Raw genomic sequence first — 20,593 nt, forward strand, 5'->3', positions numbered from 1 at the left:
GCCCGAAGAATCGCATGAAAGGCCATAGGTCACAAGGATATTGCTGTCTTTGGTTGATAAAGGCCGCGTGTCGCTGGGAACAGTTCTTGTTCCGACTCCAGGGAAAGGATGCCCTGTGCGGAGATACCTTTGTTCCGGATGTGGGCGATCACTCAGCAGACGCTCGATAAAGATCGCTGTGTTGCTGCCGACTTTTGCCGCTTCCCTCCTCAATGTGTGAGGCGTCGTGTTGGCATAGCGCTGGTGCGACTTCGGCATATGCTCATTGACGGTGATGTGGCCTGAGCGCTGCGAGCTTCGGATGTGACTGGCAACACGTTTCGACCACCCGATACGTCAGCCTCACATCGACCCGTTTGCCGATCAGGCCGTGCGGCACGGAATAGAAGCTTTTGTCGACCTCGACATGATAGTCAGGATGGACCTTGGCCGCTTTCCACTCGGCATATTCAAACGGTGTTGCCGGCAGTGGTTTGAGTTGCGCACGCTCGATCTCATCAAACAAATCGCGGCGGGACTTGCCGTAGCGGCGCATGATGCGGCCGTTCAGGTCTTCGATCAAAGCGCTGATCCGGACATTCAGATCGGCAAGGGTGAAGAAGCGTTCGTTTCGAAGTCTGGCCAGGACCCACCTCTCAACGATTAAAACCGAGCCTTCGGCGGAGGGTCTATCCCGCGGACGTTTCGGCCGTGCTGGAAGCACTGTTGTGTCGTAATGCTCGGCAAAAGCGGCAAATGTCGCGTTGATCGTCGGCTCGAACCACAGAGCCTTGGCGACGGCCGACCTGAGATTATCGCAGATCGTTGTCTTCGTTACCCCGCCGAAGTAGCTGAAGGCCCGTTGGTTGGCTTCAATCCAATCCGGCAGCTTCTGGCTGAAGCTCGCATAAGCGAACGTCAATTGCGACGCGCTCAGCACCGCAACGTAAATCTGCGCCGCGCGGATCTCTCCTGTCGACGGATCGATGACGGGGATCGTGTGCCCCGCATACCTCATCAAGATGCCAGACATCGTCTTTCGATGGCGCCTTGTGGCGCAGGCGACGTGGATAATCGGGACTGTGCTTCTTTCCCCAGCGGCGGATGGTCTCGTAGGAGACGACGATCCCCCGCTCCAGCAGCATTTCTTCAACATCGCGCAGGCTCAGCCCGAACCGGTAATAAAGCCAGACGGCATGAGCAACGATTTCGATCGGGAAGCGATGGTTCTTGTAGGTGGCGCATGCTTCGACCATGCCAACCTGACTTATCGTCAAACCGTTAAGCCAAAATCAATGTGACAGCACCTTAACGTGACATCCCCCGGCCTTCAGGCGTCTTGAGGGTTATGGATAAGATAAACTTGTCTGAGTTGGCCAAAGACCACGTCGGATTTCGGTGTTAGCTTCACCTCGGCCGTGTAGTGCTCACCGTTAATCTCGAAGTGTGCCGGCTGCTCTTGGTTGCGCTGGCCCGGTAGGAACCCAAGTTTCCCCAATTCAAGAATGATTTCACGCGGCATTAGTTGGCCGCCATTGTCCCAGCGGTGGTGGTGCCATAACGGGCCAACGAGATATCCGATGTCATCTGAGCGGAGAACCGACGAGGACGCCTTGCCAGACGCCTGCGCCGATCCGCTAGAGGGCTTTCCGACGCAACATTCTCCAACCGCTTTCCTAACTGCTGACTTAACGCGCGACCACAGTGAACCGTCTCTGCTATGCAGGCCGGATCGCGGCGGCATCCGCATCGACCCGCCGATGTCAGGGTGCCCTCCATGGTCATCTGCGGGCGTCGCATCAGGCGGAATGAGTTGCAAGTTGCCTGGGTGCTGTTCTTGCACGGCAGTGTACTCCTGCATCGAAGCTGCCATGCTGAATTGGTCGATCGAATTGAGTTTCAAACCACTCTCCTTTGAACGTGGACTTTTCGTAGTCTCCGAAGCTAGTAGCGTCTGGTATCCAGCCTCCGGACATTCCTGCCACAATAAAACTCTTCCGCCGCCTTTTGACAGACATCCGAGGAGGAGGCACGCTATAATTACAATGACCTCTTCCCTTCAGAGACATTGCTGTCCGCATGAAGCGCTTCAAGTCAGCGCGACATCTTCAGCGGTTCGTTTCCGTCCACGACCCGATCGCCAACCTCTTTAACGTTCCCCGCCACGATATTCCATCCACCCACCATCGAGAACTGCGAGCAACTGCCATGCAAGCATGGCGCCAAATCGCGCGCCTTCACGCCGAATGAACCAAAGCCTCACTCCCAGATCTTGTTTTCACAGCGTTAAGTTTACGGTGCCATCGCCATTGTAAACGCAGGACCGGTGGTGCCCCTCCCAGACCTTGACGAAATAACAGAGCGATATAAGCGTCGTACGACTCAGGCGGACTCAGGCCGTGGTCTACCCATCGCTAATCATGTTATCAAGCACGTCGGGGGCAGCCTTGAATTTGCCTCGCCTGCCCCAGGTCGCGAGGATGGTTTTGAGGCGATTATTCGAATCTCTCAATGACACTGGTTTGCTGCAGCGACCAGGTTGGGCGTAGGAAGCATTGTACGCTGCTGGGCAACGGAGAATGTCAAACAGGGGTGGTAACCAAACCCGCGGTGGGCCGGCTCGCCAGAGGAAGTCAGGACGGGCACACCACATCGCAATCCACTGGCGTGAGACAAGCATGCCACCCAAGCCTAAGGCGCTTCCCCCTGCACTCACAACTTCGGGTTCCCGCCGTGAGAGCCCGTGCTGTAGCGTTGTTCTGAACGGTCTTTTCATTCACATGGGACGTTGATCCGTCATCTCACCCCAACGTTCGTCTCCAGATCAACAGGCTTGTCCCGGTCAGCTGTGCCGAAGCCTCAAGATCGATGGCAATAATCTATCCTGCTCGACAGAACTGAGGCCACTCAGGACCGCCGTCGCGAAAATCGCTGGTAGCGTTCAGGCTACTGTCAGCTAGCTCTGCCAGAAGGGTTGTTGTTGGGACTACCAGTCAGGAGATCCGAAGTGCCGATCATCGCCAAATGGCAGACGACACCGGATTATCAACAAACACGTTACGAAACAGGAGAAAGACATGCGATGATGTCCCCCTGGCACCGTAACGTTAACCGGGCATCGATCAAAATGTGGGATCTGGCGGCATGACCAGATTTTCCCGTGATCCTCTTTATCGTCGCCACCGATTTCCGGCCCAGATCTTGTTTTCACAGCGTTAAGTTTACGGTGCCTGAGGGTGGGATATGTATTTTCCAAGATTTCTTGTGGGAGCGACAATCACTCTGCTGGTCGTCGTGGGCTGGGTTTACCATGCAACCGATTCGATCTGGCGTACGGTAGGTTGGGCGGTACTCATCGCTATCATTCTCCAGGTTGGGTATTTTGCCGCCGTAGCGTTACTGGTCTATCTCGGCGTGTCAAAGCGCGCGGAGACTATTGATACCAAGGGTCATGAAGCTCGACCGGTGCCGTCGCAGGAGTGGTTGGAATTGAGAGTTGGCGTAGTCTCCGGGGTGTCAAACCTCGAATCATCTGGCGTTAGAGCGCCGGACAGGAGACTACGCCATGACAAGGACTACCATGAATGCGGAAGCCGTTCATCCTGGGGATGAGGCGACGAGCTATCTTTTCGACAACTGGTTTGATCCGATTGAAGCTGGCCTGCGCGAGCGGGTGCGCGGCTTCATCGAGACGATGCTCGAGACCGAGCTGGACGCGGTGCTTGCCCGCCCCCGTTATGGCCGGCAGCCGGCGGCGCGCAGTGATGAGACCACCGGTGTCGCCGGCCACCGCCACGGCAGCCGGACGCGCACGCTGACGGGGACCTTCGGCACCACCGAGATCACGGTTCCGCGGGCGCGCCTCGATGCCGGCGAGGACAAGACGGTGGAATGGAAGAGCAAGGCCTTGCGCGCCTATCAGCGGCGCACGATGGCCGCCGACGCGCTGATCGCGTCGAGCTACCTGGCGGGCACGAACACCAGGCGCGTGCGGCGTGCGCTCGCCGCGCTGTTCGGCGGCGCGATCGGCAAGGACGTCGTCAGCCGCACCTGGCGCAAGGTGAAGACGGACTGGGACGCCTGGAATGCCCGCTCTCTGGCCGACGAGCCGATCGTGCGCCTCATCCTCGACGGGACGGTGGTTCGTGTCAGGCTCGACCGCAAAGCGACCTCGATCTCGCTGCTCGTGGTCATCGGTGTGCGCGCGGACGGCCAGAAGATCCTGCTCGCGGTCAAGAATATGGGTGGCGAGACGACGGAGGCCTGGCGGGCCATTCTCGACGATCTCGTCGGGCGCGGCCTGCGCCGACCTGAGTTTCTCATCGTCGATGGCGCACCTGGCTTGGACAGGGCGATCGCCGCGCTGTGGGACGGGTGCCGGTGCAGAGATGCCCATGCTCCCGAGCGGCTGCACGAGGAGATCAGCGCCGATTACACCGACATGATCTACGCGGCCACGCCGGAGGAGATCGAGAGCCGCCGCAAGGCGTTCCTGCGCAAATGGCGGCTCAAGTGCCGGGCGGTGGCCGACAGCCTGGAGGAGGCCGGCGAGCGTCTCTTCGCCTTCACCCGGCTGCCGCCGAGCCAATGGAAAAGCGCCAGAACAACAAACGCGATTGAGCGTCTGCATGAGGAGTTCAAGCGGCGCATCAAGACCCAGACCGTTCTGCCTTCGGCCGAAACCGCGGCAATGTTGTTCTGGGCGTTGATGGCGTCCGGTCAAATCTCGATGCGAAAGATCGACGGCTGGCAGACGCTTCCTACGAAGCCACTCGATCAGCAGATTGACCTCGCCGCATGAGCCGATAATCTTAACCTACCGGAGGCTGCTCCGCCGAATTCCAACACGACCCGCTACGGCACCGCTCGACCGACGTGAGCCCACTCTCGCATTCCGATTGATGTGATTGTTTCGGGTTGGGCGATGAGCTTCTGCCAAGCCTCGCAGGCGGCGTCGATGATGGCGTCTGTCGAAGACCCGGTTGGAGAGCCAGTTGGCACGCAGATATTGCCAGACGTTCTCGACCGGGTTGAGTTCCGGGGCTCGCGACGGCAGCAGCAGCGGCGTGATGTTTCTCGGCGGCACCGTAACGTTAACCGGGCATCGATCAAAATGTGGGATCTGGCGGCATGACCAGATTTTCCCGTGACCCTCTTTATCGTCGCCACCGATTTCCGGCGCAGGTGATTGCCCATGCCGTTTGGCTCTATTTCCGGTTTCCGCTCAGCCTGCGGATGGTCGAGGATATGCTGGCAGCTCGTGGCGTCATCGTCTCTCACCAGACCGTGCGACTTTGGGCTGAGAAATTTGGCAGACACTTTGCCAATGATATCCGGAAGCGATCGGCCGGCAAGCTCGGCGACAAATGGTATCTCGATGAGGTTGTCATCACCATCGGTGGAAAGAAACACTGGCTTTGGCGCGCCGTTGATCAGGACGGGTTTGTTCTCGACGTGTTGGTGCAAAGCCGTCGCAATGCCAAGGCGGCAAAGCGCTTGATGCGAAAGCTTCTGAAAGGGCAAGGCCGTTCGCCGCGTGTGATGATCACCGACAAGCTTCGATCCTACGGTGCGGCGAAGCGGGAGATCATGCCAGGCGTCGAGCATCGCTCGCACAAGGGCCTGAACAATCGGGCGGAGAACTCTCATCAACCCGTCCGACGGCGGGAGAGGATCATGAAGCGCTTCAAGTCAGCGCGACATCTTCAGCGTTTCGTTTCCGTCCACGACCCGATCGCCAACCTCTTTAACGTTCCCCGCCACGATATTCCATCCACCCACCATCGAGAACTGCGAGCAACTGCCATGCAAGCATGGCGCCAAATCGCGCGCCTTCACGCCGAATGAACCAAAGCCTCACTCCCAGATCTTGTTTTCACAGCGTTAAGTTTACGGTGCCGCGCGACCGTATTCGCCGTGCCGTCTCTCGTGGCCGCGCCCTCATGAACGGAGGGTACAGAGATTTCCTCACTTGAAAAGTGACAGTCCGCCCTGTGCCTCAGCCGGCGAACAGTTCAGAGCTAAACCGGTCACCACTTGTTCGCCCAGTCGACATGGCAGCGAACGGCGGTGCGCTCTGGTTCAAGTGCCGGTCGATGCCGAGAGGCACGTTCGGCATTGTCCGATAGCCGACAATGTCGAGTACGCGACATAGAGGAAGCTGGCTCTCGAGTGTTTTTAAATGCTTTTTGGCTTGGCACGCTACATGCACGCGATTCAGCAATACGCGCGGACTGAGTGGTCGCACCGCCACGAGAGCCGCTGACTTACGCCACCTCCCAAGGCGTACCCGGCCCGGCAGCGAGCTCAGTCTTCTGCCGGGCATGCCTTTCAGACGTACTCGCGTTCAGAACTTCAAATTAGGCCCGCGCGCAATGTCCGTATTCCATATGCACTGGATATGACATCACCGCTAGTGTGACACCGAGCGAGCAGGCAAGGGCGAGGGTCATTGCGCGGCGGCATTACGGGTCATGCAAACGCGAACCACCAATCAGGCGTCATGCACGCTATCGAACAGCGAGGTTCGAAATGGGATCGGATGACTTACCAACGGTAGCAGGGAGCGCACGGTTTCCAGGGAAGGCCGAGATCAGGGCCATATTGGAGGAGTCTGCAAAAGGCGTCGTCGCATCTGCGAGCTATGTGCTGCTGCTGCTGCTTATGATGCCTTGTCACAGCTTGGTCACGGCTTGCGCGTCAGCAAGGCGATTGAACCGCATTGTGACCAAGTGGACCTGGAAAACGCGCAGATCTGGATCTCCCCAATTTGAAGAGCGGCCTGTCGGTCTAGGAGCATATAGCGCCGACGAGTTCGGCGCCATCTGCCGCTGGCCGGCGATAAGCCTTTTCGTCCCGAATGCCCAGCCCTTCACCCGACAGGCGGCGAGGTATTTGCTGGCCCGAGCCGAACACGCGCCCGACATGTTTGGTTCATCACCACATCCTCGTCATTCCAATGGCTTCTCTCTAGAAAGTACGGGCATGACCTGCCCCAGTATTCGCGCCGGATTCCTGTTCCACCGTCCTACAGTCACATCGCTGCACGATTCGACGACCTTTGGACCCTTGATGGCGCTGTTCTACAACCCTGCCCGCTGCCGTCGCGATCGATTTGAGGTGCGACAGGGATCACCGAAGAAACAGGAAATGGCGTCATGATCCCAAAGAATCGTGACTTCAGTCCGGTGACCTGGCGTTTCCTGCAGACCCCGCCCGCGGATCCGGATAGCACGGTCAGTCTGGTCAGCCTTCCAGACAATCTTCCAGCGACGGATGAGGACGTGGTCAGCGGGACATATCCGCAAATCGACGCGCATCCGCGGCAAGACCTCTCGTTGGACGCTAGGGGCGAGGCTCTGCGACGGGAGGAGGTGCTGCAGTTTCTGGGGCTCTCGCCGCAGTCCCTTGCCGGGTCAAGCCGCAGCACTGCAGGGTTTTCCGCCGACGGGGAAGCGAGTGAGAGAGGGGAGGACTACGATCAGGCCCTAGGCATCCACAGAAAGCCGTTGCCGCAGACGCCATGGGAGATGGCGGAGTCTTCGCTCTCCTTGCAGGAGGACTTTTTCGGACAGGCATGGCGGATGGTCGAGCAGTTCGGGGGAGACCGGCCCCCAGCGAGCCCGGACGAACACGATGCGCCCACTCGCGCCGGCAGCCTTGTTCTGCCGGCGGATGAGGACGTGGCCAGCGGAACATATCCGCAAACCGACGCGCATCCGCGGCAAGACCTCTCGTCGGACGAGAGGGACGAGGCTCTGCGATGGGAGGAGGTGCAGCAGTTTCTGGGGCTCTCGCCGCAGTCCCTTGCCGGGTCAAGCCACAGCACTGCAAGGTTTTCCGCCGACGGGGAAGCGAGTGAGAGAGGGGAGGACTACGATCAGGCCCTGGGCATCCTCAGGGAGCAGTTGTCGCAGACGATGAGCGACGTGACGGAGTATTGGCTCGCCTTGGAGAAGGACTCTTCTGGACAGGCATTGCGGATGATCGAGCAGTTCGGGGGAGACCGGCCGCCAGCGAGCCCGGACGAATACGATGCGCCCACTCGCGCCGGCAGTCTTGCAGCGGCGGATGAGGACGTGGCCAGCGGGATATATCCGCAAACCGACGCGCATCCGCGGCAAGACCTCTCGTCGGAGGCTATGGACGAGGATCTGCCATGGGCGGAGCTGCAGCAGCTTCTGGAGCACTCGTCTCAGCCCGCTGTCGGGCCCGACAGCACTCCAGCGTTTCCAGCGGTCGACGGGGGAGCGAGTGGGAGAGTGGAGGACTATTGTGGACAGGCATGGCAGAGGGTCAAGCGGTTCCGGGGAGACCCGCTCCCAGCGAATTTTGGAGGGGCGACAAGGCGGGTAGGCGAGATGGCCCAGCAGAAGAACGGATACGACTGCAGTGTTTCGGTGCTGGCGGCCACGCACGCACCGTTGACCAGACTGCCCAACCGCCAATGGCTCGACAGCGCATCCCTGGATTTTCAAGCCGTCGTCGCCGATCGTACGGCGTTGCTGGCGCGGGACGGGGCGCAACCGGCAATCGCCTTGGGGGAGAGTCATCGGGAGGCGCCGCCAAGCTCGAAACGGAAACGCCGGAGTGGAACGGAGTTCGAGAAAGACTTTAGTGAGTTGGCGAGTAAAGCCAGGGGGGCGAGTTCTTTGGTGTCATTCAAGGAGCGCCAACCAGTTGGCGAACGCTTGGAACCCTTTACGGACGACGCGGATGCCCTGGCGAAGCTGGAGTTCGGCGGCAAGAAGGTCGGCAAGGACGACATCCTGAACCTGCGCCACAAGGGCGGGCCGCGGGTGGTGGCGGCTCTCATGAAAAACGCGGTGGCGCTGGCGAAGCTAGAGTTCGGCGGCCGGAAGTTCGGCAAGGCCGATATCCTCAAGATAGTGGGCACCGTTGGCGCGGCGAAGGTGGTGCATGCCCTGCTGGACAAGGCGGAGGCACTGGCGAAGTTGGACGTCAGTGGCCAGAAGCTCAGCAAGGACGATATCGTCAAAATCTTGGGCAAGAAGGGTGCCGCTCCGGCGCTGCCGGCCCTGCTGGAGAAGGCGGAGGCGCTGGCCAAGCTAGAGTTCAGCGGCGGCCAGAAGCTCAGCAAGGATGATATCGTCAAGATCGTGGGTCAGGCTGGCGCGGCGAAGGCGGTGCCGGCCCTGCTGGAGAACGCGGGAGCGCTGGGCGAACTCAAGTTCGGCGACGACACGTTCGGCAAGGACGACATCCTCAAGATCATGGGCAATGACGGCGCGGCGCAGGCAGTGTCGGCCCTGCTGAAAAACGAGAAGGCGCTGGCCAAGCTAGAGTTCAGCGGCGGCCAGAAGCTCAGCAAGGACGATATCGTCAAAATCCTGGGCAATGTTGGTGGCGCCCAGGCGGTGCAGGCCCTGCTGGAGAAGGCGGAGGAGTTGGCTAAGTTGGAGTTCAGCGGCGGCCAGAAGCTCAGCAAGGATGATATCCTCAAGATCGTGGGTCAGGCTGGCGCGGCGAAGGCGGTGCCGGCCCTGCTGGACAAGGCGGAGGCACTGGCGAAGTTGGACGTCAGTGGCCAGAAGCTCAGCAAGGACGATATCGTCAAAATCCTGGGCAATGTTGGTGGCGCCCAGGCGGTGCAGGCCCTGCTGGAGAAGGCGGAGGAGTTGGCTAAGTTGGAGTTCAGCGGCGGCCAGAAGCTCAGCAAGGATGATATCGTCAAGATCGTGGGTCAGGCTGGCGCGGCGAAGGCGGTGCCGGCCCTGCTGGAGAACGCGGGAGCGCTGGGCGAACTCAAGTTCGGCGACGACACGTTCGGCAAGGACGACATCCTCAAGATCATGGGCAATGACGGCGCGGCGCAGGCAGTGTCGGCCCTGCTGAAAAACGAGAAGGCGCTGGCCAAGCTAGAGTTCAGCGGCGGCCAGAAGCTCAGCAAGGATGATATCGTCAAGATCCTGGGCAATGTTGGTGGCGCCCAGGCGGTGCCGGCCCTGCTGGGCAACGCGGAGGCGCTGGCCAAGCTGGAGTTCAGCTGCGGGCACAAGCTCAGCAAGGATGATATCCTCAAGATCATGGGCAATGTCGGCGCGGCGCAGGCGGTGCCGGCCCTGCTGAGCAAGGCGGAGGCGCTGGCCAAGCTGGACTTCAGCGGCGGCCAGAAGCTCAGCAAGGACGATATCGTCAAGATCCTGGGCAATGTTGGTGGCGCCCAGGCGGTGCCGGCCCTGCTGGGCAACGCGGAGGCGCTGGCCAAGCTGGAGTTCAGCTGCGGGCACAAGCTCAGCAAGGATGATATCCTCAAGATCATGGGCAATGTCGGCGCGGCGCAGGCGGTGCCGGCCCTGCTGAGCAAGGCGGAGGCGCTGGCCAAGCTGGACTTCAGCGGCGGCCAGAAGCTCAGCAAGGACGATATCGTCAAGATCCTGGGCAATGTTGGTGGCGCCCAGGCGGTGCCGGCCCTGCTGGGCAACGCGGAGGCGCTGGCCAAGCTGGAGTTCAGCTGCGGGCACAAGCTCAGCAAGGATGATATCCTCAAGATCATGGGCAATGTCGGCGCGGCGCAGGCGGTGCCGGCCCTGCTGAGCAAGGCGGAGGCGCTGGCCAAGCTGGACTTCAGCGGCGGCCAGAAGCTCAGCAAGGACGATATCGTCAAGATCCTGGGCAATGTTGGTGGCGCCCAGGCGGTGCAGGCCCTGCTGGAGAGCACTGACCACTTTAAGAATATGCCTAAATCGGAAGTTTTGGCAGCGGCGAGCAAACCACGAAACGCTTCCGTCGCAATCAGAAAACTGAAGTAGATGGCACTCGGGACTCTCATCCATTTTTACGATAGGCGACTCCCGGCCAGGCGCCAGACACGCTTACTCGACAAGCTTCAGACGCCGATGAACGATTTCTGCAAGCGGATTGGGGTCGGAACAAGAGCAGTGCGAAATCGTACGCGGCCTTTATCAACCAAAGACAGCTACGGCTGATTTGATGATGATGCCGCCATGCGGGCTTCGGCGCATCTGACGACCCGTGGCGGTGCGAAAAACATTCGTCAATTGCAGCGCAGGCGGCACGCGCGACCACAAGGTTCGCACGCTCTCCCGGCCATGCCGGGTTTTGCGAATGACGTTTCCTGTGACGACGCGCTGCGACCATCGGAAGCCGATCTCGTGGAAATACAGGTCGGCATGCTGCGGGCTGATATGATGAAAGACACCGGCGATGGTACGGCGGACGCGGGAGTTGAAGCCCTCCACTGAATTGACGTGGACGGCGTCGCGAACATACTCACCGTTGGAATGCTTCACGGTCTCGTGCTTGGCAAAGCTCTCACCAATGGCCATGAATGCCTTCCACTCGTCGCTCATCAAATGAGCTCCCGATTCGATCTGCGCTTCAATGACGCGTTCGCTTGCTCGCGCCGAGAGACCGGTCACGACCGCGGCACGCGCGTCACCGGCCAGAGTGCCAGGCATTACATCGGTCGGTCGCTGCACCATTGCCATGACCGGCATTTTGTCCGTATTCGTCTGGCCTTTCCGGCCGCGGCCCGGAGGCGGGTCGTCGGGATTCTTTCTGGCCTTCCACCGAGATGGAAATGGTCGATCTCCACCGTGCCGGCGAGCATGTTCTCCCGCGCCACCATGAGACGCAGTGCATGTCCCATCCGCCAGGCCGTTGGCTGGCTCACCCCGAGCGCCTCGGCCAGGCGCACCGACGACAAGCCCTTGTCGGATTGCAGTAACAGCCACATTGCCTTCAGCCAAACACGCATGGGAAGCTTCGTGGAGTGCAGAGGCGTGTGTGTCGTCACCGTGAACTGGAACCGGCAATCGCCGCTGGAACATTGATAAAGGCCCGGTCGGGCGCGACGCTTGCCGGTATCGCGACCGGCAAGCGCGATCGAACGTTTGTATCCGCAGGCGGGGCAGATCCGGCCATCCGGCCACACCATGCTTTCCAGCAACCGACGGCAATGCTGCTCATCCCGGAAGGCCGCGATCATTTCTTCAACAGTCCGAATGCTGGAAAGCGCTGCAAGCATTTCAGGCATTCTCACCTCCTTCAGACCAGCCCGAAGAATCGCATGAAAAGCCATAGGTCACAAGGATATTGCGGTCTTTGGTTGATAAAGGCCCGACACGCTAAGGTCGAACGGAGCATGAACATCATGCGGCGTGGCGTAACCGAGTCGGAAGTCTGAGCGACCGGAAGCCTTCAGGCATCTGATGTTCTGCATCCCAGGTGTAGATGCCGGTCAGATTGATGTGTTCCCAGCTAAGCGGCGAGACGTGCTTGAGCAGATGATCCGGAATCTCGCGGTGCATTTTGCGCAAGTGGGTGACGGCCCGTTCGATATAGACCGTATTCCAATGCACGATCGCGCTAACGACGAGATTGAGGCCGGAGGCGCGGAACGCCTGGCTTTCGAATGATCGGTCGCGGATTTCGCCGCGCTCGTGGAAGAAGACAGCGCGCTTCAGTTTATGCGCAGCTTCGCCCTTGTTGAGGCCGGCTTGGCAGCGCCGACGCAATATCGGACTTGAGTACCATTCGATCATGAACAGCGATCGCTCGATCCGACCGAGTTCCCGTAGCGCCCTTGCGAGCTGGCTTTCCTTCGGAGATGCGGACAGCTGGCACCGTAAACTTAACGCTGTGAAAACAAGATCTGGGAGTGAGGCTTTGGTTCATTCGGCGTGAAGTCGCGCGATTTGGCGCCATGCTTGCATGGCAGTTGCTCGCAGTTCTCGATGGTGGGTGGATGGAATATCGTGGCGGGGAACGTTAAAGAGGTTGGCGATCGGGTCGTGGACGGAAACGAAACGCTGAAGATGTCGCGCTGACTTGAAGCGCTTCATGATCCTCTCCCGCCGTCGGACGGGTTGATGAGAGTTCTCCGCCCGATTGTTCAGGCCCTTGTGCGAGCGATGCTCGACGCCTGGCATGATCTCCCGCTTCGCCGCACCGTAGGATCGAAGCTTGTCGGTGATCATCACACGCGGCGAACGGCCTTGCCCTTTCAGAAGCTTTCGCATCAAGCGCTTTGCCGCCTTGGCATTGCGACGGCTTTGCACCAACACGTCGAGAACAAACCCGTCCTGATCAACGGCGCGCCAAAGCCAGTGTTTCTTTCCACCGATGGTGATGACAACCTCATCGAGATGCCATTTGTCGCCGAGCTTGCCGGCCGATCGCTTCCGGATATCATTGGCAAAGTGTCTGCCAAATTTCTCAGCCCAAAGTCGCACGGTCTGGTGAGAGACGATGACGCCACGAGCTGCCAGCATATCCTCGACCATCCGCAGGCTGAGCGGAAACCGGAAATAGAGCCAAACGGCATGGGCAATCACCTGCGCCGGAAATCGGTGGCGACGAGAGGATCACGGGAAAATCTGGTCATGCCGCCAGATCCCACATTTTGATCGATGCCCGGTTAACGTTACGGTGCCGCGACGAGGCCACTCTGCGGACGGAAATCCGCCGCGCCAACGACGTCTGCGCGGTCCATCGCTGCCAACTGATCGTCAACGACTATTGGCGGCTCGCCATTGAAAAAGGCTGCGACTTCGTCCATCTCGACCACGAGGATTTGGCCGCGGCCGACCTGCTGGCGATCAAGTACGCCGGATTGAAGCTCGGACTTTCGACCCACGATCACGCCGAACTGGAAACAGCCCTCGCAGCCGAACCGGACTATATCGCGCTCGGCCCCATTTACCCGACCATCCTGAAGAAGATGAAATGGCGCCCGCAAGGGGTCGAACGGATCGGCGAATGGAAGCGCCGGGTCGCGCCGATCCCATTGGTTGCCATTGGTGGCCTCAACCCTGACCGTCTCGACGGTGTCTTCGCAGCTGGTGCCGACAGCGCGGCGGTGGTCACCGACATCACATTGAATGCGGATCCCGAACTGCGCACGCGGGAATGGATCGAAAAGACGGATCCATCGCGCTGAAGCGAGAACCCCATGTGCTTGTCGTTGGTGGGTCGGACTCCAGCGGTGGGGCTGGAATTGCGCGCGCGTGCGCACCTGCCTTGCCGTCTCTGCGCTGACGGTGCAGACGCACAAAGCCGTCATGGAAATCAGTCATTCGTCACCGGGTCTGGTGGCCGATCAGATGCGGGCGGCGCTGCAGGCCAACAAGGTGGCGGCCATCAAGATCGGCAACGGCCGAGATCATCGTGGCCGTTGTCACAGTGCTGCGTGAAAATCCGCACGTGCCGGCAATACTGGACCCGGTGCTGGCGTCGACATCAGGCCGGACGCTTCTGGAAGCCGGCGCCATCGCCGTCATGAAGCGCGATCTGATGCCACTTTGCTGTATTGTCACATCCAATCTCATCGAGTTGGCGCTCCTTGTTGGCTCGGAACTGGCGGTGGATGAGGACGGCGCAGTGTTGCAAGGCCAGGAATTGCTGAACGCTGCAGCGCAGGTCCTGCTGATCAAGGGCGGCCACGCATCGGGACATCGATCAACCGATGTTCTGTTGCGCTTCGATCAAGAACCAATCCGCTTCGACACACCGCGCCTGATCTCATCGATGCGCGGGACGGGTTGCATGCTTGCCAGCGCGATTGCGGCGCATCTGGCCAATGCGAGATCGCTTCAAGATAGCGTGCGCGAAGGCAAGCTGTTCGTGTTCGAGAAGCTCCGGAAACATGCAGCCGAAAACAGCGAGTGACCGTTTTGCGGCGGTTTGCCGACCACCACATGGGAGCGTCTGACGAGCGATCTCCCTACTCCAAAGAAAGCGAGTTCGAGGGGCCTCTGAAGGAGCGGAAGAACTCGCGTTTCCTTTTTTCACGGTCCGCTGAAAAGTCTTCAGCCTAAACATGACTATTGTGGTTCGCCTGTCGTATTTCCGAACGCCATTGCACGGTAGAGTGACCGAACCTCACTGGCGTGGCACGGAAGGCCAGGAGGCCATCGTACAAGCTGAGGCATAGGACGGCGCAGACCGTCCGCTCTTCAAAGAAGAATATTCTCCAGGGGGATCGTCATCATTGATCCGGCTGTCAGGAGGCCTGGGCAGCTGAAAGAGGGCGATGGCTATGATATGGTCAGGGACGGGATTGCATGGTTTGCGTCAGGCACCTGCACGGATCACCTCTCAAAAATGGCAGGCCGGTCCCGGCATCGAAGCGCCGTCGCGAGATTTTCGCGGCCGCGGTGGCTTCGCTGTCAATTGTCCGCAGGGCGAAATCCGCAGCAAATGAGTGTGCGCTAAAAGGCATAGCCGCCTCCGCAAGCGGAGGCGGCTACAAAAGCGCAATCGATGCGAATTTCGTGACGATCACCGTCGTGTCCTTCAGCAGGATTTTGCAGAATGCCGCCACTTTCCGCGCGTGCTGCGGCTCAGACTGCTCGTCGGTAAGTCCAGAGCTGTGCGGGCGGGATGTTGCGGACGACGAAATCATAGTGAGACACGACGTAGCGGTCGGGCATTTTGATCACCGGCGACAAAGGTCCGTAGGTGATCTGAATGACAGGTCTCCCGCGAGGGATTCGGGCAAGCAAATCCTCAAGCAATGCAATGCGCTGTTCCATCGGAAAACTCAGCAACGGCACCGCACTTATCACACAGTCGAATTGCTCCCCGCGCCGCTCGGCCAGCACTTCCTCCAGCGCGAACGCATCTCCCAATCGAAAATTCACGCCCGGAAAGGTTCGCGTCAGGCGCTGATAGAAATCCTTGGAATATTCGACCGAAATCAGCTGACGCGGCTTGATGCCCCTTTCCAGGATTGCCTTGGTGATGACGCCTGTCCCTCCGCCCAGCTCAAGAACCGGCAATCCGGATGCCGGATTGATAACGCTTGCCATACGACGCGCGGCATGAACGGACGTTGGCATCAGCGCGCCCACTCGTTTCCTGTCCTTCTGCCAGCCCTTGAAGAATTGCACTTCTTCTTCGAACTTCCTGCCGAGGCGCTCCTTCAATCGAAAGACCATATCCACTCCCTGCTACGCTATTTGTCTGGGTCATTTTGACGACGCACTCTATCCCCTTGCCGGACTGGAGACCGCCGACAGCGGTGCTGTCGCAATAGACGGCTAGCCGGTGCATGGCGTCGGCGCCGAGCGCGCGGTGATCTTCCAGGAAACCGCCTGCTGCCTTGGCCGAGCGTACTCGGCAACGTCGCTTTCGGCCTCGAGGTACGGGGCATGGCCAACCAAGAAGCCGAAGAAAGGGTCCGCTTCCATATTGCACTGGTGGTCGGCCTCGCCGAATTCACCGATGCCTGGCCAAGGCAGCTTTCAGGCGGCAGCGCCTCTCCACCGCTATATATCTGAGTTAAGCGCAATTCAGCAAAGCCAGTGGTTTCCAAAAGGGCTGACCAGAGCGTCGGAACGCATCGTGGGGCTTTGCGGTCGCAATAGGTTGGGCGGGGTCGCGGTATGATGCTCATCTTGTTGCTCTGGCCCGGGCGCGTAGGCTATCTCGTCGTCGGTCCAGCCGGATTCCGCTGCGCGCTCAACCAATTCCTGAAGGGCCGGTTCCAAGGCGAGCTGGCATTGAAGGCCGCGGTCCGTATGTCGACTGGGCACCTTGGTTCGGCGATCGCAATGCTTGATCTCTTCGTTGCAGGCCATGGGCTCTCGCCCCTCCCCTTTCGCCATACAAGGCGCGCCAGCTCACGCGTTGTTCGTGCGCGCCTCGGCAATCGCTTCATCAACCAGCCGCTCCAGCGATCCGGCGCGTTCAAGCTCCTTGAAGAAATAATGCGGCGTGACGCTACCGAGCCGGTGCAACTCGGCTGCCCGTTTCGCATCGAGCAAGACAACCGGCGGCGGGTTGACCGTCACGCTCCAGCGCTTTCCTGAAGAAGCGCTTGGCCGCCGGACAGGTGCTCGTCGACCTGCCATTTGCGGGTCACGAGCCGCTTGCGCCGGGTGAAGCGTCCCAGGCGCAGTGGGGCGAAATGAACGACCCCGCGGTATCGTGGAATGGCGATGCTGATGCGGCGCTACTATTGCACCTCCTGTAGCCTCGCCGTCATGAAGTCTATGAAAGTGCGGACCTTGGCGGAAAGGTATTTTCGGCTCGGATATACGGCATGTAGCGTGTTGGTGAACCCGATCGCGTCTGGAAGCACCATCTCCAGCCGGCCTGCTTCGATATCCGGCTCAACCATCCATTTCGGTAGAAAAACAAGGCCCATGCCCCGCAGCGCTGCAAGCTGCAAAATCGTCTCGTTCTCGCTCTGCATCACGCGACGGAATGTGACCCTGTGCCGTCCATCCGGACCTTCCAGCGACAGGCTGTCGCCGAGGTTGATCCCGCTGAACCAAAGCAGCGCGTGGCCATTGAGATCGGTGATACGTTGGGGTCGCCCTGTTCGCTCCAGATATTCCGGCGATGCCATGAGACGAAACTCGATCTGGGTCAGCGGACGGGCAACAAGGCCCGGATCGAGCCGCTCGCGCGACGTTGCCCGCAGAGCCAGGTCGAAACCTTCGTCCACCAGATTGACGATACGCCCGCTTAGATCCACATCCAGGCAGACGTCGGGATAGCGCTGATTGTAGGCGGCCAGTATGTCTACAAAGCAGGTGCTGGCTGCCCAAACCGGCGCACTCAGTTTCAGGGTCCCACGGGGTGCCACGGTGACGTTGCCGACAGCCGCTTCCACCTCGTCAAGCCCTTCAAGCATCTGTTTGGTTTGATTGAAATAAAGCGCACCAGACTCTGTGAGGCTGACTCTTCGGCTCGTCCGGTTGAGCAACCGGGTGCCCAGGCGGTTCTCCAACTGCATTACGTGTTTGCTGGCCATTGCCGGCGAAATGCCGAGGCGATCTGCGGCAGCGGTGAAGCTTTTTAGGTCGGCGACGGTGCAAAACACCCGCAGGCTCGTCAACGTATCCATTTATCATCAACATCCAGGAAATGGTTCTTCAATATCAGCCAGATTGATCATTGAAGGAGAAAAAATCAAATTCTTCCGCAACGGACGCCCTTGGAAGGCAAGCTTTTCAAACGGCGCCCCAGCCGCGGATTTTGCGGTCACCTCATGAAGGACAAACCTGGTGACAGATTCCTTGCTCCCGACCTACTTCATCAGTCATGGCGGCGGACCCTGGCCCTATATTACGGGCGAGTTCCGCCGCAATTTCGACGTGCTTGAGAAGTCGCTGGTGGACATGCGCGCCGAACTCGGCAGCGCGCCGAAGGCGGTCCTCGTGATCTCGGGCCACTGGGAAGAGACTGGTTTTGCCATCTCGTCAGGTGTCAAGCCGGGCATGGTCTATGACTATCACGGCTTTCCGGAATACCTCTATAGCATCGCCTACAATGCGCCCGGCTCGCCGGAGCTTGCGAACCGTGTTCAGCGGCGACTCCTCGCAAGCGGCATCGAAGCGGCACTTGATCCAACACGCGGTTACGATCACGGCACCTTCAGCATCATGAAGCCTCTCTATCCGGACGAGGACATTCCTTTGGTCCAGCTTTCGCTGGATATGGGTTACGATCCGGCGCTGCATATCAAGGTCGGCCGAGCTCTCGCGCCTCTGCGCGCCGAGGGCGTTCTGATCATCGGCAGCGGCCTCAGCTATCACAACCTGTCTGCCATGCGCGGCACGGACGGATACGAGCCGTCCCGTCGCTTTGACGCCTGGCTCCAGGAAACTCTGATGCATTGTCCTTCCGAGAAGCGAACCGAACGGCTCATCGAATGGGAACGGGCGCCAGCGGCCCGCGCGGCGCACCCCCGTGAAGATCACCTCATCCCGCTGATGGTGGTGGTCGGTGCCGCCGAAGACGAACCGGGTGCCACGATCTATCACCAGAAGGACTTCGCGGGCGGGCTCACCGCATCGAGTTTCCGCTTCGGTCTCGCCCCTTCAGCCGCCCAAGCAAATGGAGATGCGCCATGATCAGCGAAACGTTCAAACCGATCGTCTATCTCAAGGAGAACTGCCCCTTCTGCTTGAAAGTTCGCCTGTTTCTTCTGGAATCAGGCCTGGCTTCGGAAGTTGAAAGCCGCGACTTCGTTTCCGGCACCGCGGGGGAGCAAGAAATCCGGACAGAGCTGCTGCCGCACCTCGATGAGGTGAGCTTTCCGTGCGCGCAGCTTGAGCCCGGTCGTTACGTCACTGAATCCGACGACATTGTTGCATTCTTCGCGGCAAAGGCGGGCCGCGATCCGGCCAGGCTGCCGGTCTACCGGAACTATGTCGAAGGCGTCTTTGCCATGTCGATGAAGCTCTGGAAGGAAAACCAGGAACTGAAGAAGGCGGTTTCCGCCGCCTGACCACCCATCAACCAAATTGGAGATGTCATGCTTGATACCGTCAAATGGACGCCGCGCGTTCTTGCGATCCTTCGCATCATGACCGCACTTCTGTTCCTCGAACACGCGACCATGAAATTCCTGCAGTTCCCGGCCGCGATTCCGGGCGTACCCTATCCGCTGCCCGCCATCATGATCGTTGCCGGCACAATCGAGGTGATCACCGCGCTGTTGATGTTCGTCGGATTTTACACGCGCCTCGCCGCCTTCATTGCTTCGGGTGAGATGGCAGCCGCCTATTTCATGGCACACGCGTCGCAGGGTTTCTGGCCGGCTCTGAATTTCGGCGAACCCGCGATCCTGTTCTGCTTCATCTTCCTTTATCTCGCCCTCGCAGGCGGTGGGGCATGGGCCCTCGAGAACGCTCGCCGCCCGGCCATGGCGTAAACGGCAGCATCTGGAAAAAGCAAGTGCCAAACCAGACGACCAGAATTTTGGAGACCGCAATGAAAGCCGCACTTCTCAAATCCTACGGCGACGTCGATCACTTCGAAATCGCCGATATTCCGACGCCGCAGCCGGGGCCGGGCGAGGTCCTCATTAAGATCGAGGCATCCGCGGTCAACCCATTCGACCTTGTTCTCCGCCAGGGCTTCATGGCCGAATTTATACCGCTGCCGCTGCCGGCTGTGCTTGGCGGAGACGCCGCCGGCGCCATTTCGGCGCTCGGCGAAGGCGTGACCGGTTTTGCGGTCGGTGACCGGGTTGTGGCCGATTTTCCGGCAAACGGCAAAGGCGCGCACGCCGAATATGGCGTCGTTGCAGCCACATCTGTCGCCAAGCTGCCTGCTGAACTAAGTTTCGAGCAGGGTGCCTCGCTCGTCAAAGCTGGCCTTACCGGGCGCCAAACCGTCGAAGCGCTGGGAGTCAAGGCTGGCGATCGGGTTCTGGTCTCGGGCGGCCTTGGCACGGTGGGACGGTCCGCGATCCAGTATCTCAAACAGATCGGCGCCAAGCCGGTGGCGGGCGTCCGGCGTGAGCGGCTGAGTGAAGGCCGCGACGTGGCGGGCGAAGCGCTCGATATCACGATCCCAGCCGCAGTTCCGAGTTTCGACTATGCCATCAGCGCCGCCGGCCCCGTAGCCGGAAATCTCATCAGCCATGTCCGCGACGGCGGCCATGTGGCCAGCGTTGTTCCGGTGCCCGAGGGCGCCAATGCCGGAAATCGCTTGGCTATCATTGAACTCTACCACCGCACCGATGCCGCCACGCTTAATGCAGTGCTGGATTCCGCCGTACGTGGGCAGCTGGTGATCCCGATTTCCCACACTTTCACCCTGGACCAGATTGGCGCGGCCCAAAAAGCGGTTGCAGCGGGCGCTCCCGGGAAAGTCGTGCTGAAGCACTGAC

General features: G+C 59.9%; 18 protein-coding genes and 8 pseudogenes. 15 read left to right on the forward strand and 11 right to left on the reverse strand.

Going from position 1 to position 20,593, the window contains the following annotated elements; genetic code table 11:
- Positions 1-98: 98 nt before the first annotated feature.
- From istA to AC0V8S_RS38290, 3 genes and pseudogenes are all read right to left on the reverse strand, one after another.
- A pseudogene (gene istA, locus AC0V8S_RS38280) lies at positions 99-991 on the reverse strand (IS21 family transposase); the annotation flags it as partial.
- Positions 992-1,084: 93 nt separating this feature from the next.
- A pseudogene (locus tag AC0V8S_RS38285) lies at positions 1,085-1,235 on the reverse strand (IS6 family transposase); the annotation flags it as partial.
- Between the two features lie 74 nt (positions 1,236-1,309).
- Positions 1,310-1,882, reverse strand: coding sequence for a hypothetical protein (locus AC0V8S_RS38290; RefSeq protein ID WP_475438873.1), 573 nt, complete (start codon positions 1,880-1,882; stop codon positions 1,310-1,312).
- A gap of 176 nt (positions 1,883-2,058) precedes the next feature.
- On the opposite strand from AC0V8S_RS38290, the pseudogene AC0V8S_RS38295 reads away from it, so the two are divergent.
- From AC0V8S_RS38295 to AC0V8S_RS38310, 4 genes and pseudogenes are all read left to right on the forward strand, one after another.
- Positions 2,059-2,229, forward strand: a pseudogene (locus AC0V8S_RS38295) (IS6 family transposase); the annotation flags it as partial.
- Positions 2,230-2,986: 757 nt separating this feature from the next.
- Positions 2,987-3,127: a hypothetical protein gene (locus AC0V8S_RS38300; protein WP_475438874.1), complete on the forward strand. Its 141-nt coding sequence runs from the start codon at positions 2,987-2,989 to the stop codon at positions 3,125-3,127.
- A gap of 95 nt (positions 3,128-3,222) precedes the next feature.
- A complete protein-coding gene (locus AC0V8S_RS38305; protein WP_475438875.1) occupies positions 3,223-3,591 on the forward strand; it encodes an exopolysaccharide production repressor protein in 369 nt (122 codons plus the stop codon).
- Positions 3,560-4,780 carry an IS256 family transposase gene (locus AC0V8S_RS38310; protein ID WP_475439176.1) on the forward strand — a complete coding sequence of 407 codons (1,221 nt, stop codon included), beginning with the start codon at positions 3,560-3,562 and terminating at the stop codon, positions 4,778-4,780. The genes AC0V8S_RS38305 and AC0V8S_RS38310 overlap by 32 nt, the downstream gene beginning before the upstream one ends.
- 53 nt (positions 4,781-4,833) lie before the next feature.
- Here the strand turns inward: AC0V8S_RS38310 and AC0V8S_RS38315 are convergent.
- A pseudogene (locus AC0V8S_RS38315) lies at positions 4,834-5,059 on the reverse strand (transposase); the annotation flags it as partial.
- A gap of 50 nt (positions 5,060-5,109) precedes the next feature.
- Between AC0V8S_RS38315 and AC0V8S_RS38320 the strand changes: the two are divergent.
- The 3 genes from AC0V8S_RS38320 to AC0V8S_RS38330 all read left to right on the forward strand — a co-directional run bounded on the left by AC0V8S_RS38320 (position 5,110) and on the right by AC0V8S_RS38330 (position 10,751).
- Entirely contained in the window at positions 5,110-5,826 is a 717-nt protein-coding gene (locus AC0V8S_RS38320) for an IS6 family transposase (protein ID WP_183455349.1), read from the forward strand.
- An 864-nt stretch (positions 5,827-6,690) separates the two neighbouring features.
- Positions 6,691-7,140, forward strand: coding sequence for a hypothetical protein (locus AC0V8S_RS38325; protein WP_183455361.1), 450 nt, complete (start codon positions 6,691-6,693; stop codon positions 7,138-7,140).
- Positions 7,137-10,751 carry a hypothetical protein gene (locus AC0V8S_RS38330; protein WP_475438876.1) on the forward strand — a complete coding sequence of 1,205 codons (3,615 nt, stop codon included), beginning with the start codon at positions 7,137-7,139 and terminating at the stop codon, positions 10,749-10,751. The genes AC0V8S_RS38325 and AC0V8S_RS38330 overlap by 4 nt, the downstream gene beginning before the upstream one ends.
- 153 nt (positions 10,752-10,904) lie before the next feature.
- On the opposite strand, the pseudogene AC0V8S_RS38335 reads toward AC0V8S_RS38330, so the two are convergent.
- The 3 genes and pseudogenes from AC0V8S_RS38335 to AC0V8S_RS38345 all read right to left on the reverse strand — a co-directional run bounded on the left by AC0V8S_RS38335 (position 10,905) and on the right by AC0V8S_RS38345 (position 13,298).
- Positions 10,905-11,998, reverse strand: a pseudogene (locus AC0V8S_RS38335) (IS1595 family transposase).
- A 115-nt stretch (positions 11,999-12,113) separates the two neighbouring features.
- A pseudogene (locus tag AC0V8S_RS38340) lies at positions 12,114-12,584 on the reverse strand (Tn3 family transposase); the annotation flags it as partial.
- 51 nt (positions 12,585-12,635) lie between these two features.
- Positions 12,636-13,298 carry an IS6 family transposase gene (locus AC0V8S_RS38345; RefSeq protein WP_475438877.1) on the reverse strand — a complete coding sequence of 221 codons (663 nt, stop codon included), beginning with the start codon at positions 13,296-13,298 and terminating at the stop codon, positions 12,636-12,638.
- A 68-nt stretch (positions 13,299-13,366) separates the two neighbouring features.
- Here AC0V8S_RS38345 and AC0V8S_RS38350 point away from each other — a divergent pair, with 68 nt between their 5' ends.
- From AC0V8S_RS38350 to AC0V8S_RS38360, 3 genes are all read left to right on the forward strand, one after another.
- On the forward strand, positions 13,367-13,903 hold the full coding sequence (locus AC0V8S_RS38350; RefSeq protein WP_475438878.1) for a thiamine phosphate synthase: 537 nt from the start codon (positions 13,367-13,369) through the stop codon (positions 13,901-13,903).
- Positions 13,904-13,970: 67 nt separating this feature from the next.
- Entirely contained in the window at positions 13,971-14,156 is a 186-nt protein-coding gene (locus tag AC0V8S_RS38355; protein WP_475438879.1) for a hypothetical protein, read from the forward strand.
- Entirely contained in the window at positions 14,146-14,631 is a 486-nt protein-coding gene (locus AC0V8S_RS38360; protein ID WP_475438880.1) for a bifunctional hydroxymethylpyrimidine kinase/phosphomethylpyrimidine kinase, read from the forward strand. The genes AC0V8S_RS38355 and AC0V8S_RS38360 overlap by 11 nt, the downstream gene beginning before the upstream one ends.
- Positions 14,632-15,305: 674 nt before the next feature.
- Here the strand turns inward: AC0V8S_RS38360 and pmtA are convergent.
- Positions 15,306-15,902 carry a phospholipid N-methyltransferase PmtA gene (gene pmtA, locus AC0V8S_RS38365; RefSeq protein WP_475438881.1) on the reverse strand — a complete coding sequence of 199 codons (597 nt, stop codon included), beginning with the start codon at positions 15,900-15,902 and terminating at the stop codon, positions 15,306-15,308.
- 55 nt (positions 15,903-15,957) lie between these two features.
- Between pmtA and AC0V8S_RS38370 the strand changes: the two are divergent.
- Positions 15,958-16,223 (forward strand): annotated as a pseudogene (locus AC0V8S_RS38370) (ABC transporter ATP-binding protein); the annotation flags it as partial.
- 363 nt (positions 16,224-16,586) lie between these two features.
- On the opposite strand, the gene AC0V8S_RS38375 reads toward AC0V8S_RS38370, so the two are convergent.
- The 3 genes and pseudogenes from AC0V8S_RS38375 to AC0V8S_RS38385 form a co-directional block, all read right to left on the reverse strand.
- Complete coding sequence (locus tag AC0V8S_RS38375; RefSeq protein WP_244662179.1) at positions 16,587-16,757, reverse strand: hypothetical protein; 171 nt, start codon at positions 16,755-16,757, stop codon at positions 16,587-16,589.
- Positions 16,744-16,891: pseudogene (locus AC0V8S_RS38380) on the reverse strand (IS6 family transposase); the annotation flags it as partial. The pseudogene AC0V8S_RS38380 and the gene AC0V8S_RS38375, both read right to left, overlap by 14 nt.
- 30 nt (positions 16,892-16,921) lie before the next feature.
- Entirely contained in the window at positions 16,922-17,818 is an 897-nt protein-coding gene (locus tag AC0V8S_RS38385; RefSeq protein ID WP_183455364.1) for a LysR family transcriptional regulator, read from the reverse strand.
- Between the two features lie 160 nt (positions 17,819-17,978).
- Between AC0V8S_RS38385 and AC0V8S_RS38390 the strand changes: the two genes are divergently transcribed.
- The 4 genes from AC0V8S_RS38390 to AC0V8S_RS38405 are packed head-to-tail and all read left to right on the forward strand — an operon-like array spanning position 17,979 to position 20,592.
- Positions 17,979-18,827, forward strand: coding sequence for a DODA-type extradiol aromatic ring-opening family dioxygenase (locus tag AC0V8S_RS38390; RefSeq protein WP_183455365.1), 849 nt, complete (start codon positions 17,979-17,981; stop codon positions 18,825-18,827).
- A complete protein-coding gene (locus AC0V8S_RS38395; protein ID WP_475438882.1) occupies positions 18,824-19,204 on the forward strand; it encodes a glutathione S-transferase N-terminal domain-containing protein in 381 nt (126 codons plus the stop codon). Before AC0V8S_RS38390 ends, AC0V8S_RS38395 begins: the two co-directional genes overlap by 4 nt.
- 27 nt (positions 19,205-19,231) lie before the next feature.
- Complete coding sequence (locus AC0V8S_RS38400) at positions 19,232-19,630, forward strand: DoxX family protein (RefSeq protein WP_475438883.1); 399 nt, start codon at positions 19,232-19,234, stop codon at positions 19,628-19,630.
- 59 nt (positions 19,631-19,689) lie between these two features.
- Positions 19,690-20,592 carry an NADP-dependent oxidoreductase gene (locus AC0V8S_RS38405; RefSeq protein WP_183465771.1) on the forward strand — a complete coding sequence of 301 codons (903 nt, stop codon included), beginning with the start codon at positions 19,690-19,692 and terminating at the stop codon, positions 20,590-20,592.
- The last annotated feature ends 1 nt before the right edge of the window (position 20,593 follow it).

This window comes from Mesorhizobium oxytropidicola (assembly GCF_056174625.1).